Origin of the sequence: Rhizobium sp. L51/94, from assembly GCF_019355555.1 — a bacterium.
GTDB lineage: Bacteria > Pseudomonadota > Alphaproteobacteria > Rhizobiales > Rhizobiaceae > Rhizobium > Rhizobium rhododendri.
In genome coordinates this window covers 1,069,107-1,083,055 of the sequence record NZ_CP072141.1, presented here as the reverse complement: position 1 = coordinate 1,083,055, position 13,949 = coordinate 1,069,107, and the positions used below count along the sequence as shown (strand labels likewise).

10 protein-coding genes and 2 pseudogenes are annotated in these 13,949 nt (G+C 54.3%); 4 read left to right on the top strand and 8 right to left on the bottom strand.

What is annotated here, in order from left to right; translation table 11 throughout:
- Positions 1-44 precede the first annotated feature (44 nt).
- Positions 45-941: pseudogene (locus tag J5274_RS05200) on the bottom strand (YifB family Mg chelatase-like AAA ATPase); the annotation flags it as partial.
- 50 nt (positions 942-991) lie between these two features.
- Between J5274_RS05200 and J5274_RS05195 the strand changes: the two are divergent.
- A complete protein-coding gene (locus J5274_RS05195) occupies positions 992-2,527 on the top strand; it encodes a recombinase family protein (protein WP_224129191.1) in 1,536 nt (511 codons plus the stop codon).
- Positions 2,528-2,745: 218 nt separating this feature from the next.
- Here J5274_RS05195 and J5274_RS05190 read toward each other — a convergent pair whose 3' ends face one another.
- Positions 2,746-3,192: a hypothetical protein gene (locus J5274_RS05190; RefSeq protein ID WP_219274792.1), complete on the bottom strand. Its 447-nt coding sequence runs from the start codon at positions 3,190-3,192 to the stop codon at positions 2,746-2,748.
- A gap of 239 nt (positions 3,193-3,431) precedes the next feature.
- Between J5274_RS05190 and J5274_RS05185 the strand changes: the two genes are divergently transcribed.
- Positions 3,432-4,112, top strand: coding sequence for a recombinase family protein (locus J5274_RS05185; RefSeq protein ID WP_219274791.1), 681 nt, complete (start codon positions 3,432-3,434; stop codon positions 4,110-4,112).
- A 183-nt stretch (positions 4,113-4,295) separates the two neighbouring features.
- On the opposite strand, the gene J5274_RS05180 is transcribed toward J5274_RS05185, so the two are convergent.
- The 3 genes from J5274_RS05180 to J5274_RS05170 all read right to left on the bottom strand — a co-directional run bounded on the left by J5274_RS05180 (position 4,296) and on the right by J5274_RS05170 (position 6,636).
- On the bottom strand, positions 4,296-4,727 hold the full coding sequence (locus J5274_RS05180; RefSeq protein WP_219274790.1) for a hypothetical protein: 432 nt from the start codon (positions 4,725-4,727) through the stop codon (positions 4,296-4,298).
- 319 nt (positions 4,728-5,046) lie between these two features.
- Complete coding sequence (locus tag J5274_RS05175) at positions 5,047-6,048, bottom strand: hypothetical protein (RefSeq protein WP_219274789.1); 1,002 nt, start codon at positions 6,046-6,048, stop codon at positions 5,047-5,049.
- Between the two features lie 276 nt (positions 6,049-6,324).
- Entirely contained in the window at positions 6,325-6,636 is a 312-nt protein-coding gene (locus tag J5274_RS05170; protein WP_219274788.1) for a hypothetical protein, read from the bottom strand.
- 1,096 nt (positions 6,637-7,732) lie between these two features.
- On the opposite strand from J5274_RS05170, the gene J5274_RS05160 reads away from it, so the two are divergent.
- A complete protein-coding gene (locus J5274_RS05160; protein ID WP_219274787.1) occupies positions 7,733-8,500 on the top strand; it encodes a ParB/RepB/Spo0J family partition protein in 768 nt (255 codons plus the stop codon).
- A 554-nt stretch (positions 8,501-9,054) separates the two neighbouring features.
- Positions 9,055-9,642, top strand: coding sequence for a hypothetical protein (locus J5274_RS05155; protein WP_219274786.1), 588 nt, complete (start codon positions 9,055-9,057; stop codon positions 9,640-9,642).
- 199 nt (positions 9,643-9,841) lie between these two features.
- On the opposite strand, the gene J5274_RS05150 is transcribed toward J5274_RS05155, so the two are convergent.
- From J5274_RS05150 to J5274_RS05140, 3 genes and pseudogenes are all read right to left on the bottom strand, one after another.
- Entirely contained in the window at positions 9,842-11,440 is a 1,599-nt protein-coding gene (locus tag J5274_RS05150) for a DNA polymerase (protein WP_219274785.1), read from the bottom strand.
- The gene (locus tag J5274_RS05145) at positions 11,433-13,094 is read right to left on the bottom strand and encodes an RNA-directed DNA polymerase (protein ID WP_219274784.1); all 1,662 of its coding nucleotides are present in this window, start codon (positions 13,092-13,094) and stop codon (positions 11,433-11,435) included. Before J5274_RS05145 ends, J5274_RS05150 begins: the two co-directional genes overlap by 8 nt.
- A gap of 154 nt (positions 13,095-13,248) precedes the next feature.
- A pseudogene (locus J5274_RS05140) lies at positions 13,249-13,896 on the bottom strand (magnesium chelatase domain-containing protein); the annotation flags it as partial.
- Positions 13,897-13,949 lie beyond the last annotated feature (53 nt).

Here is a 13,949-nt window from a genome sequence, read left to right as displayed (position 1 = left end):
TCAAAGAACAGAAGGGCGGAGGCGCCCTTCTCAGTATCTGCGGCTCAGGCGACGGCTGGCAGGCGCGTGCCGGCTATGCGGTAGGAAATCGCTTCGGCCAGATGGATCCGGCCGACAGTCTGCTTGCCGTCGAGATCGGCGAGCGTGCGCGCCACTTTCAGGACGCGATGGTAGCCTCGGGCGGAGAACTTCAGCTTCTCGGCGGCATCGCGCAGCAATTGAAGGCCACCGGCATCGGGTTCGGCCAGAACCTCGATCATCGATGTCGAGCAGCGCGCATTGGTCGACACGCCGCGCATGCCGGCTTGCGAGAACCGCTCCTGCTGCCATTCCCGCGCCCTTGCGACACGTCTGGCGATATCGGCGCTCTTCTCGGCCGGCATCGGCCGGATAAGGTCGGCGGCGGAGACGGCCGGCACATCGATGCGGATGTCGATGCGATCCATCAGCGGTCCGGAAATTCGGTTCTGATAGTCCGTCATGCAGCGCGGCCCTCGGGCGCAGCTGTGGCCGGGTTCGCCAGCCATGCCGCAGCGGCAAGGGTTCATCGCGGCAATCAGCTGGATCACAGCCGGATAGCAGACGCGGTGATTGGCGCGGGCTATGATGCATTCCCCGGTTTCCAGCGGCTGACGCAGCGCATCGAGTGCCTGCGGCGAAAACTCCGGAAACTCGTCAAGGAAGAGGATGCCATGGTGGGCGAGCGAGGCCTCCCCGGGCCGGGCACGTATCCCGCCACCGACCATCGCCGCCATGGTGGCCGAATGATGCGGGGTCCGGAATGGCCGGCGGTCGGAGAGCTTGCCACCCGACAGTTGCCCGGCAATGGAATGGATCATCGAGACTTCCAGCAATTCGGCAGCCGACAGCGGCGGCAGGATCGATGGCAAACGGGCAGCCAGCATCGATTTTCCCGACCCTGGAGGGCCGACCATCAACATAATGTTGACAATAGACCCTACTTACGTCAGAGAGTGGTATGAGCCATTCCATGATCAAGCCCAAAGCCTATTCTTACCTGCGTTTCTCCACACCTGAGCAAGCGAAAGGCGATAGCGCCCGAAGACAGATTGCTGGAGCAGAAACCTATGCCGCACTCCACAACCTTGACTTAGACCGGACATTCAAGCTCCGCGACGAAGGCATTTCGGCCTATCATGGGGCTAATGAGGAGACAGGACGTTTAGGTGACTTCCTTGAAGCCGTTAGGCACGGCGATATCTCAGTGGGTAGCTACCTACTTGTTGAAAGCTTAGATCGATTGAGCCGCATGACCCCACGCAAGGCGGTTAGGCTTCTGGAGAACATCTGCGAGGCCGGTATCATCGTCGTCACGCTATTTGACAACAGGGTCTGGACGCATGACGCCTTCGACAAGGATCCCTTGCCCATGATCCTTGCGCTTATGGTCGCCCAGCGAGCCCATGAGGAAAGCGCAACAAAGGCTCGGCGCCTGAAGCAAGCGTGGGAGGGCAAGCGACTGAAAATGGCTACAGCACCACTCACTGCGATCTGCCCCGGCTGGTTGAGGCTGAGCAATGATCGGTCGAGGTACGAGGTAATTAGCGAACGTGCCGATGTAGTCCGTAGTATCTTTGACATGTACCTTCGCGGCCTTGGTCAACACGCGATCGCTTCCGATCTCAACACTAGGAGGATTGCGCCATTCGGTCGGTCCGAATTATGGCATCGGTCCTATGTGAAGAAGATACTGGAGAACCCCGCCGTCATTGGACGCTTCACCCCGCACACGCAAGACACCGTTGCCAGACGCAAAGTGAGAACGGCACTAGAGACGCTTGAAGGATATTTCCCCCCTATCATTGACGCTGAAACTTTCGAGAGGGTGTCCGCTATGAGCGGTAGCCGTGGAGCTCGTCAATCAGCTGGCGTTGGCAAGGTGGCGCACGTAGCCAATATTCTCTCTGGCCTTGCCAAGTGCCCCGCCTGCGGCACTACGATGACCCGCGTGAACAAAGGAGGAGCCAAGGGCGGCAAACCGTTCTTGGTGTGCAGCAAGGCGAAGGTTGGTGCAGGCTGTGACTACCGGCAGGTGAAACTTGAGTTCATCGAACGTTCAGTCATTTCCTTGGGAACCTACCTTCACGATCTGATCCCGTCGCCAGATGTGGAGATCGAGGAGAGATACCGGACCGTCAGGATGCAGGTGGAAGAAGTCGAGTTCCAGATACAGAACCTCGTCCAGAGCGTGGCAAGTGGAAGGGGGAGCAAGGCTGTATTGCGTGGCATTGAGGAACGAGAGGCCCTTCTCCCGAAGCTCCGTTTGGAGGAGGCTGAACTCGCGTCAAGGGCCGCCGCACTGATCACGAATAGAATTGGTAATACTGTGGATGAGTTCCGCGTATTGACCACCGTCGAACCTGAGAGCCTAGATCTCGCAAAAGTCAACGCCGTCCTGAGGCAGTTGTTCGATGCCGTCGTAATCGACTACGATACCGGGTTTTTGCGGCTACAATGGAGGCACATGGATGAGGCAGAGGTGAAAGTCTTCTATGCGATGGTTTGACTAAGTTACATGTTCCGCGATGGCATCGGTGCACTACGACGGCGCTGAAGCGTTAGCTGTTTCCGTCACAGAAATTTCAGGCGGCATGATAGAGATGGACCGCGCGGCGATCCCCCCTCTGCCCCCTCGAAGCCTAATAAGCACCCTCGGAAAATTGTGACATCTTGGGTCGGGCTTGGGTGGGCTTGGGTCTGGCTGCCGTTCGCGTTTGGCTGCCATTATTCATTGAGGCCTAAATCCCATGATGTAACTGGAGGCTCCCCGGCTCGGACATCTTTGTATGTCGAGCTAATCTTGTTCAGTACAGTCTCGTCGTCTGTGTCCACTTCGTAGAACGTGCTATCGACCGCTCGTATTGTCACCCACGCTTTGTCTGATTGTGCGGGTTGCCAGCCGACGAACTCCCCCCAAATTACTTGCCACGTATCCTCAGCCAACACGGCCAACTCAGAACCCGTAAGCTGGGCGTCGTCTTGCGCCAATACTTCAAGCTGCTCCCCGCCTTCACCTGTCGCCTCAAACCATTCGTGCCCTGGCTCAGCCGACTTAACTGTCGAGACGATCCAGTTTGCCTCCAAAGACCTGGGAATTAACAGCCGGAGCAAGTCTTTGAGATCTAGCGCGAGCCGGCTATCTTTGAGATCGTAGACCCTAAGTGTCGTCATGGTGTCCTCCCCAAGCCAAACTCATCGCGCTCCTCGGCACGTCAGTCAGACATTCGTATCCAAGGGTGAATGAGGCCATCACCCTACTGTAGGACAGAGGTCGCCCGATGCAAAGGCGTACACAGGGGTATAGGACTGTGGACACTCACATTCGTTCGCCTTCTCCTGTCCACTAGGGTTGACTTAGTCTTGTGGACATCCTATTCTTGTGTACATAAGCCTTATGGACAGGAAGACCTATGACAAAGACCGTTCTTTATGCCCGCGTATCAACTATCGACCAGACCGTAGCGCACCAGCGCACCACCGCAGAGGCCAAAGGATACACCTTCGACACTGTCGTCGTCGACGAAGGCGTGTCGGGCACTTTGCCTTTAAAAGAACGCAAGGAAGGCAAGCGTCTGTTTGATATCCTACGCCGTGGAGACACGTTGGTTATCAGGTGGATAGACAGGCTTGGCCGTGACTACAACGACGTGAACGACAACCTCAGGGCATTCATGCGGCAAGGTGTCATCGTCAAGACCCTGATCAACGACATAGAGTTTGATGGATCTCGCACAGATCCCATGGGAATGGCCCTGAGAGACGCAATGATGACATTCATGGCAGGCATGGCTCAAGCGCAGCTGGAGGCAACCAAGGATGCTCAGACGGCGGGGATAGCCCATACAAAGGCCAAGGAACCCGAGAAGTTCCTAGGACGCAAGCCGACTTTCGATGGCGATCAGTTGGACGAGGTCATGAGGTTGGTCGGCATCGAAACCAGCAATAGCGAGATTGCGAGGAAGACGGGGCTGGTGAGACAGACCATCATTCGCATCCGTGCCGATCCCGCCAAGGCGGCGCAGCAGGTTGCCTCGTGGAAATGCGCGGCGGAAGCAAGAGAGGGCAAAAAACATTATGCGCGAAAAAGGTAATGTGTAGTCACCGGCTCACGTGTTTAACCGAAAGACACAGCGGCCCCATTTTTTTGTGGCGCATTATCTGCGAGACGGAGAACCTATTATTGAAGTTGCCGAACAATGGTTGCGGAGGAAAAAGCTAAAACTTGAGACAGTTGCTTACCGGGGCAAGCGGAGCATGGCTGTAAATTTGCATTGTTACATCTTCGCCACCACAGAGCGAATGGTAAAAATGAACATGATTGCAGCCAGTCCGAAGCACGCAACCCCAACACTTGATGTCTCTACGGTAGCACCAAGAATATTGATTTTAGAAGCTGCAGAAGGCCCAGCGATCATCACAATATATATACCGCCGCCGACCAGTATCAAGGCAAATACGAACGTAAAGCAACTAATTAAAGAAAGATGGAAATGTTTCTTAGCTGCCATTTGCGATCCCATTTCATTACTTTTGAAGACGACTGCTAGAGATACAAAGTGCTCCACCATTGGTGATATTTCCGCAGGGAGCAATCGGAGCTGCTGTTGAAATACCCGGAGCTGATCATTAGGGGAGGCTTCCCCTACCACTCTTAGGATATCATTGCTTGCCGCCAACCACTCCGGCACCGATTTACGTCCCTTCATGGGGCTCTGTAAATCATCTCTACATCCCTCCCAAGCACCACGTCTTGGTAGATGTCAGCGCTATCATCGAACACTCTTGGCGGTATTTCCGTAATTGAATGAAATTCCGCGATACCAACTCCAGTCCGCAGCGACCTTATCCTGTAGATAGCGTCCAGTTTTCCGTCACCAATTAGCTTGGTTAGTTCAGTATTAAGGATCGCGACACTAGGCGCACCGACTAGCTCGACGACGCGCTTCGCAGGATACTCACCACGCGGCCTTTTAGCACGCATGCTTGAGATCAAACGATGAAGCCGTTGGACCCAGCCGCTCGAGTTCATGTGTTGTTCTCTAAAATTTTGCCGATGATGTATTCGTATTCAATTTTCGACACTTTGCTAGTGATTGCCATTTCATTTGCCTCACCAGTGACCAACAGTCCAACTGATCGCTCCATTGGACCATGCCTCTTCATTGTGATGGTAACACGTTCACAATGAGCATCCCCCTTTTTTTGCAGAAATCGGTCTAAACTCGCCACACCTTCTTCATCGTCGTACATACTGGAACCAATAGGGCCAGCAGCCGCAGAAAGCCTTGTGCCTACCGTGTTAGAAAACTGAGTATGCCTCAACCCAAAGATCGTCTGCAACAGCGTTCTTTTCGCGCCATCCAGGAGGTTCGCCTTGAACTTATCAAGATTTGCGTCTCTCCAATCAAATCTACTCACCACAGGCTTCAAGATCGAAAACACCGCTTCTGCATTTCCGACATAGCTGATGGCGTCAGCGGACGATTGGATCCGCACCTCGGCGAACCCATCCTCCCTAATACGCATGAGATTGACTGCCCGCCTAGGCACCTCATTATAAGTAATCACAACCTTTCCAGGCACTCCGACATCAGTCTCTTTTTCTAAAGTTGTCTGCCTCTCCACTATCTTGAACACTACTGCCCTCTGTGAACCAAACTCCTCACGGACTTCTACGATTTTGGGGGTTACAGGCATGTCGACTAGCGACGTCGTTCCAAGTGCGGGAAAACCGGCAGATGCCAGTATCGCCGGCAGGCCTCCATTAAACAGATTAGCAACGCTCTGCCCGCTGACCAGATCGTACAAGAAAATATGCTGACTACCATGCTCTTCAGTTTGCCGTAATAACTCTACTAGGTCTACTTCGGTCAACCGCCCGTCGACCGCAAATGGTTTCAAGCGAGAGTTGATCATTGTCTGCCAGGAATTTCCGGATGACGGAAGCTTTCTCTCTTTCAGAAATGCGCCAACTTGCTCAAGGGTACCTTGAGTGCTGATAAGTCTAAAAAGTAAATCCAAATCCACGCTCTTACCCCTGCGCCTTCCAAAATCACTGTCGATACGCAGGCTAAGCTCACGCCAACGCTACAACGGATGATCGTTCCCAGTATCCGGTAACTGAACCCTATGGTGGTAGCTCAGCGGCAATCTTTGTGCTAGCGCAATTTGCAGTGCCCATCACCTTGTCCAACGTATCCACGCACCGAACCAGCGGCACAAATCTGGAAAGGTTGCGGCCCTATTCAGTGGCAAATCGGACGGCAGTGGCCCAGACTTTGAGCAAGGTGGTGGAGGGATGGCCTACCTATAGAAGCGCCTCAAAATGATCTCTGGGAACGCTAGCGTCTTGCGCACGCCCCTTTCTTGAAGAGCCGACGGCGCATCGACTACAATCACTTCCCGTCCCTTCTCCAGCGTCATAACAGCCAACGGACCCAAGTCAGCATCGACCTCTTGTGCGGCGTCCTGCAAAAGCCAGAACGCTTCCGGGTTGTGCTGGGAAAAATAGGAGTGTGCCGTTTCGTATCCCCGGGGTGTTCTCGTAGTTTGGAATGCGCTGAACTGATTGGTTTGCGGTGGCAGGCCAATCCCGGTTCCCGTTGGCAATGACATTGTAGCGCTCCTTTGTGTTGCGAATTTCCGAAGCTTACGGCTTGCCCCACAATCTGGCAATATAAATATCCATACATATCAACCACTTAGTTACACTATCGCAACATTTGCAGCAGTGGGAGCAATATGAAAGCACATGGCAAACCGCACGAACCTGAAACGACTACGAAATCGGCGCTTGACCAAAAAAGTAGTTGCATCCGTGGATGTTGTTTGGAGGCCTGTCGTGCCCATGCGTGACGGCGGGGCCACCCTCGCCCAATCGCAGCATCACTCAACAGTACCGGCGTCAAGACCTCCCGAGGTGGCGTATGGACAGCGACACAGGTGTCTCGGGTGATCGAGCGTGACCGTGGGTGATCCTTTGAGACCTCGGGAGTGCGACCATTGCACTTCACGCCGCCCAACCTCGCCATGGCTACGTGCAAACCTGAGTTGACCCTTAATCAGACTTAGGGTCAGTGACGCACCGGCTGGCCTATACTCTTGGATGTTACCGAAAATAATGCGTGGCCTACGGAAGCTTCACACGGACCTGTTCTCTGTGTCAGAGGCCCGCTGTCTGGCCTGAGGCGGAGGGGAATGGGTCCATCAATAGGTCTATGAAGTGCTTCCGCGGTCGCAGGGTTGGATATTCCAATAGGACGAATGGCGCTATTTTGGCCCATGTCGAATAGGTCCCCCAATAGCACGACCAAGCGTGTGTCGATCTTCTACCGCGCTGCCTATCCCCTCCGAAATCCACACGCTAGCGCTCCTCTGTCGAACCTACTCCTCATAGGGGAGACCGGCTTGAGCGCTGCCGTGTGCATTTCCATGCACTGCACCGGCTGAAAACGTCACAGGCCCGCATTTGCCTATCTATGTCTCAGACCATGAGCAGAGGCCTCATGCCGCGCATGTCAGCCGCCAATCACACCAGAGGAAACCGATGAGGACAAAAGCTTGAACCACAGACGACCAAAGAAGACCAAGACCGTGACCGCCAAGCAAAAGCGGGAACTCAGCATAATGGCGATGGCCCGCATTGCTGTCGAGAAAGACGAACGGCGGGCAAGAGCGAGAGCGACCAAAGATGCCTTCATGTTGGACCGCTGTGATCGCTGAGGACCACCAGAGAGGCACGGCAATCGAGGTAATCGACATCCGTCTCGATAGCCTCTTGATGCTCCCGAGCAATCAGATACGCACCGCGACCTGTCAGAAAATTGCCAAGCAATACGCTGACCTGATGATGGGCGGAGACCAGTTCCCGCCTATCAGGGTGGCACCAACAGACGGCACTAGCGGGGACAAGGGGTACACCTTGATTGACGGGTGGCACCGCGTCACGGCGGCTCAGCGGAATGGCTGTCGAACCATCAGGGCCATTGTGGTCAAGGCGTCACCCGAGGAAATCCCGTGGTTGGCTGCAGAGGCTAACAGGCGGCACGGGTTGCCCCTGTCCCGAGCGGATAAGCGGAATGTGTTCAGGGCTTACGTCAAAGCCAAGAGGCACCGAAAGGGTCGAGGCAAGGCGCTGAAATCAGCCCGGGAGATGGCCAAGGATTTGAATGGCATTGTATCGCGCCACCAGCTGCCAAAGTGGATGCAGTCCGATTTCCCTGCGATCTATGCGGCGATGAACTGCGACGACGGCGACATAGCCGAGATGGGACTGAAGCCCGCAGACATGGACAAGGAGTATGCCCGTGTGGCTGTCGCCAAGTTGGACGAGTTCATGGCCTGCATGCGAGCGATGTCCAGCAACAAGGCTGCTAGGGCCGTGTGTGTCGCCGCTGCTGCCCGAGTTACTGAGGTATCGGAAGCTGTCACAGGCAGTCGGGAATGGCCCAAGGCTGCTGTTGATCTCGGAGATTTCTGAGGTGAACCTAAGGATTTCAATGGCTTGCCGACCAAAGTGGCTAATTAGCCACCTACAGGCGACAGCAGAGCCCTAGAAGCCCTGTAAAATAAGGCGTGTAGACCATTCGCCTCGATGTTTCACCGCATCAAACGTCCACACAGGCTCGGTTCACACCGGGCCCTTTTTGTATTCCACGAAAGGAAGGCCTGAATGAGGGCAGACATACGAACAGGCAAAGACGCCACGACAAAGCGAACACAGCCTAACTGGCTCGTTGAGTGCATCAAAGCTGGGATACCCCTAGCCCAACTACCACCGCCCCCGACAGCGAGCGCGTCTTTCAAAGAGAAGTCCCGCTACACATGGCAACTCCGCAAAGCGTGGGAGCGAAAGACAGGGAAGGCAATCGAACGGCTCACGCCTCCCGGCTACAACGAAAGGAGGACGCTGGGTTCACCGAACGCGAACTATCATCATCCTGAACCATGCCACGTTTCAGCCCCGACGGCTCCCAGCGGTCAACGTGCCGCACCCTCCGCGCTAACCGCAATCCCACAATAGAAAGAGATACCATGTCCAACTTTGGCAACGCATTCAGAGCCGCCCGCAATTCCGGCGCGAAGACCTTCACATTCAACGGCAAGTCCTACACCACAAAGCTGAAGTCCGAAGTCAACAGCGCTGCCAAGACACCCAAGGCGGGTCCTCTACCAACGCCTCGCCCTTCAGACCGTAAACCTTCCGTCGCCCCGAGCAACACCCCTCCCGTCCAAGACGATAAGACTAGCACGGCGGTGGCACCAGTCCCATCGAAGGCTGGCTATCCCGGCGATGGCGTAAAGCGGCCAACACCTGCCGTGACCCCTGTGACGGCATCAGGCTACGCTGGCGACGGCATCAAGCGGCCCGGTGCTGCACCGAAGTCCACACCAGTACAGTCAGCCACCACGGTCAGCGATGGTGCATCTTCTGACCCTGCTGACACAATGAGCGACCGACTTCAGAAGGCTAAGGCCCGTGCCGCCGCTACGCTTGCGGCGAAGGCAGGATCAACGAAGCTTGGGTATGCTGGGGATGGTGTCAAGCGCCCCATGCCTGCTGCAGATGACAAGCCCGCCAAGAGGTTGGTGAGGGGCCGCAACGGGCTGATGGTTAGGTGACCTATTGAATTCGCGAAAGAAAGCCCCCCTGACGCGCCGTGGCGCAAGCTAAAGGGAACTAATTATTTTCTCCGAGACTGACGATATCATGGGTGGGGCTCAAGTTGCCCCGCCTTCAGACCATGAGACCGCGCACTCTTATGTTACTCTTCAAAATTTCCAAGATGCGCAGACGACTTGTGTGGCTAAGAAATTGTAATTAGCCATCGAATTTTCCGGCAGTAACCTTGACCGTTAACCGAGGGCAGTGCTCCACAAATGCTGTTTCCATCAAACGCTGAACTTTACCCGACATATCCGGTAGGGAACCCGATGGCAGTTGCATCACTACCGCATCGTGCATTGGCAGGATCACCGCATCATTGCCGAACTCATGCGCTATGGAAAGAAGAGCTCGCTTGAAAATAAGTGACGCTGTTCCTTGGACAGCATGGCTGAGAGACCACCGCCTCTCCTTCCCAGTCAATTCCCCGTCTCTGTTTCGATGCCGGTAATTGCCGAGCAAACTGCTTACGCGACCATCTACCGCTAGGCGTTTTTCAGAGGCTAGCTTGAACTCCGCCAATGAATGAAACTGCGAGAAGAACCTCCTGATAGCAGCCTCAATTTCCGCCCTCTTGGATGGATCGGTATTTTTTCCCACCACCAGCGCGGCAATGCCCTCCGCAGACATGCCGTAGCTAAACGCAAGGAATATCTTCTTGCTAAGATTTCGATTTTCTGCTGACCCGAATATTTCGTTACTCAAGGCGGAATAAACATCTCCTGAGTTATACAGGTATATCAATTTTTCGTCTTCCGAGATTGAGGCCATAATACCGGGCTCAAACTGGGAGTAGTCGAAATAAGCGATTTCAAATCCATCGTCGGCCGCGATTGAGCCCCGGAGGCTTCGCCTCAATTCTTGAAGATGAGGGTCGGAAACCAATATTCTTCCACTTATCGTACCCATTGGATGAAATATCGGATGGACCCGCCCATCTGCGTCCGACAGTCTTGTCAGAACAGCCACATCTCGGCTTGCGCTCTGGTACTCTGTGAACGATTTTGCGAATACCGAAATATCTGCCGCAAGTTTCAATTGATCACGGAGGGCGTATCCCTCGATTTTCTCACCAATTTTCGGGACATCTGTATTTTTCAGGTGCGGAGAGATATTCCAATAACTCAGCCCAGTAGGGCTTACCTCCAAAGCGTCTGCAACCTCCCGGTAAGCGTCATATTTGGTCGCCGAAGCCTTTTGGATGGCCGCCCTCGTGCTGTTGGTGTCGATAGGCACGCCCTTGAACTGGCGATTGTAAAATATCTGAGCAACAGGAACTTCTACAGAGAAGAACCGATCACTCTCACCATTGGCAGAAAGCTCTTTTTTCATCGCAGCCCAGAGTGACGTAATGGCATTTGCCAACATGCCAAGGCAAGAGATGAGCTCTTCGGCATCGGGATGCAGCGCCCTTCCTTCGTGAAGGGATTGAGCAAGCTTCCAATCTGTCACCTTATTGAAATGCGGCTTAAGACGCTTCCACAAGCTCCACTTTTGTTCACCGCCGTCGGATTTTGACACCCCAACTGAAAGTCGTATTGCCTCTCCGACATCTATAAGTCTGGCTGGTAGTGCGCCACCGCTACGACGAAGATCGTCTACCAATGTCATCACGTCATAGGTGACTGCCTCATCCACGATCTCTGGCAGACACGTTCCATCCACGAACTCAATGCCGTTGACGTCCGCAATCGCGTACTTTGAATTCCCTACCCCATATGGGTCGGGGAGATAGACTAGTACCCGCTCAGTCATAATCGCGCTCCCGTTCCACATAACGCGTGATGGACACCGGTTCGAGTTTTTCGGAATACACCCCAGAGCGTTTGAGGGCCGTGTAAGTACCTTTCAAATCCTCGCGGAGATGGGAACGGACATGCGTGTTAATGCTTACTTCTCTGGTAGCTGCTGGCCGAAAATGTAGCTCTTGCACTGCAATTATAGCGGTACGTTGACCAAGAAAACTGTGGAGTTCACCGAATTTCAAAGCGATGAGTTCGCGGTCTTCCAGATCACCAAATGCGCCTAGATAGAGACTGGCTCCCGCGCGTGTTGGATCGTCATCGCGCTCTCTGACCATCTTCCTTGCGTGTTCGATCAAAGTGTCTGAACGATAACCCCGCTGCGTCAGCAGGACCCAAAGACGGTAGTTTTTCCAGTTGTAAATAACGCGTTCATCATCAATTAAATGACTTTCTAATGTCTCGTAGTCTTTTTCACCTATAGGCACTGCCCGTAAGTATCTGCAAATTTGATCCGTTGAGACGGGAGAAGCGTCAAGTCCGCCTATGACTAAGGGCGTCAGGTTTTCAAAATAGGTGGCTGGAACTTCGAACTCGCTGCACCTTCCCAACGTCTCAAGCCGGTTAATGCAAAATCGAAACTCTCGACTATTGAAATTCCCCGCCCTTAAAGCAGACAGCGCGAGCCGCTTTAGGGGAACAAAAGTCCGCGAAATGGGGCTCAAAGCTTTGCTTGCCCAAGCCGTGTCGATGCGCTTCATTTCTAGGCTTGGCAGGTCCAAGCACAGGCGAATTGCCTCAGGATTGTCGGACGCAACGATTTGGGTCTTTCCCCCGTTGACCACCTGACCCAGAGGGCGAAGCGCCAGCACAAGCTCTTTCAATGCGCGCTTTGCAGCCCCCTCTGAACCACAGACAATCTTTATGTCGTCCATGTATCGGAAATAGTTGTATCCCTTATCGAGCATCGCTTGATCAACCGACCTCATATAGACATTTGCGAGGAAAGAGGAGGCGTCACGGTTCTGCGGTAATCCTCTATCCCCGTTGAATGACCATGACGTGAGATAACCAAATAATTGATCGACCAGTCTCCGAACTTGGTCCTTCGCTTCTTCGTCAGCATCCAGCGATGGGACAAGCTCCAACATAATTTCTTTCAATGTCGAAAGACTAATGTTCTCAAAATAGTTCGCTAAGTCAGTCGACAGAAGGTAAGTGCCGGGTTTCGCAGCCGACTGCACACAACCAAGGAAATCGCTCCAAGCCTGTATACCATTTCGAAAAACGTATTTCGGATCACTACGTTGGCGGCCTGCGCTTTCGCCCCAGCGGTGGCTGAATACCCATCGTGAGATTGTAGGATCGTAGAAGGGCAACAGGTGCATTGCCAACGAATGATAGATAGCGCGGTCGGAAAAGCTCGTTTCGAGAGCGTATCTCAACGTAAAGTTGCCTTTGGGAACGTTTAAAAGCAGTGCTTTTGACGGACTATACGCCCCGTCATTTCTCTCGAAATTCTCCCTAACGATACCGGGCAAGAGGCCAGCACTTATGAAGTCCGCGTACCCGATGGGATCGGGAAACCAATCGTCTTTGAAGTCAATTTTTAGCTGTTTGACTATCAGGTCCTCATCGAACTCAATGTTACCCAACTGCACTGTCACAGAAACCCCCCGATTTTTTTGGGAAGCTACCACCTATGTTTGCTGTTGAGGAGGCCCTACTCTCAATCTGACACCCCGAAAGGATGACCTGCGGCTGGAGAGGTAACTTTTTCCGATAAGGCATTTCCCTCGTTTCAATTGGGTCTTTTGTATCTACTATTAACAAGTTATGGCCGCCGGCAGCCACCACCTCGAGAGCACGCTTGGCGCTCTCCTGACCCTTGATCTCGGCAAGGTCGCCGAGATTGGCCGGGGCGGCGCGGATGGCAGGTTCGGGGCGCGACAGGATCTGCGTACCGCGAAAATGATTGGCGAGGGCAATGAGACTGCGGGGCGCCAGCAGTTCGATGTCGGCACCCGCCCAAGCCGCCTCCGGGCCGCTGTCGGCAGGGCAGATCAGCCCCTTGCCCATGGCATTGGCGCTGATAGCCGCCGGCAATGCCCCGGACACCGCCGCAATCGTGCCGTCGAGATTGAGCTCGCCGATCACCATGAAGTCCGCCAGCGCATCGCCGGGAATGGCTCCCAGTGCCGCCATCAGGCCAAGCGCGATGGCCAGATCGAAATGCGATCCCTCTTTTGGCAAATCCGCCGGAGCAAGGTTGACCGTCACCTTTTTCGGCGGCAGCGCCAAGCCCGAGGCATGCAAGGCCGCCTGAACGCGCTCGCGGCTCTCTGCAACCGCCTTGTCCGGCAGCCCGACAATGTTGATGCCGATCTTGCCCGGCGCGATCATCACCTGGACCTCGACCGGAACCCCTTCTATGCCCTGAAATGCAACCGTGCTGACCCGCGCTATCATGCGCAATCCCCTATGCCGCAGTCTTTTCGTAAAGACCCGCAGCGATTGCAGCA

Bases quoted from the DNA above. Each gene is read 5' to 3' on its own strand.
- J5274_RS05155 (WP_219274786.1), top strand. From the start codon at position 9,055: ATGTCCAACTTTGGCAACGCATTCAGAGCCGCCCGCAATTCCGGCGCG.
- J5274_RS05185 (WP_219274791.1), top strand. From the start codon at position 3,432: ATGACAAAGACCGTTCTTTATGCCCGCGTATCAACTATCGACCAGACC.
- J5274_RS05180 (WP_219274790.1), bottom strand. From the start codon at position 4,727: ATGAAGGGACGTAAATCGGTGCCGGAGTGGTTGGCGGCAAGCAATGAT.
- J5274_RS05150 (WP_219274785.1), bottom strand. From the start codon at position 11,440: ATGACTGAGCGGGTACTAGTCTATCTCCCCGACCCATATGGGGTAGGG.
- J5274_RS05170 (WP_219274788.1), bottom strand. From the start codon at position 6,636: ATGTCATTGCCAACGGGAACCGGGATTGGCCTGCCACCGCAAACCAAT.
- J5274_RS05190 (WP_219274792.1), bottom strand. From the start codon at position 3,192: ATGACGACACTTAGGGTCTACGATCTCAAAGATAGCCGGCTCGCGCTA.
- J5274_RS05195 (WP_224129191.1), top strand. From the start codon at position 992: ATGATCAAGCCCAAAGCCTATTCTTACCTGCGTTTCTCCACACCTGAG.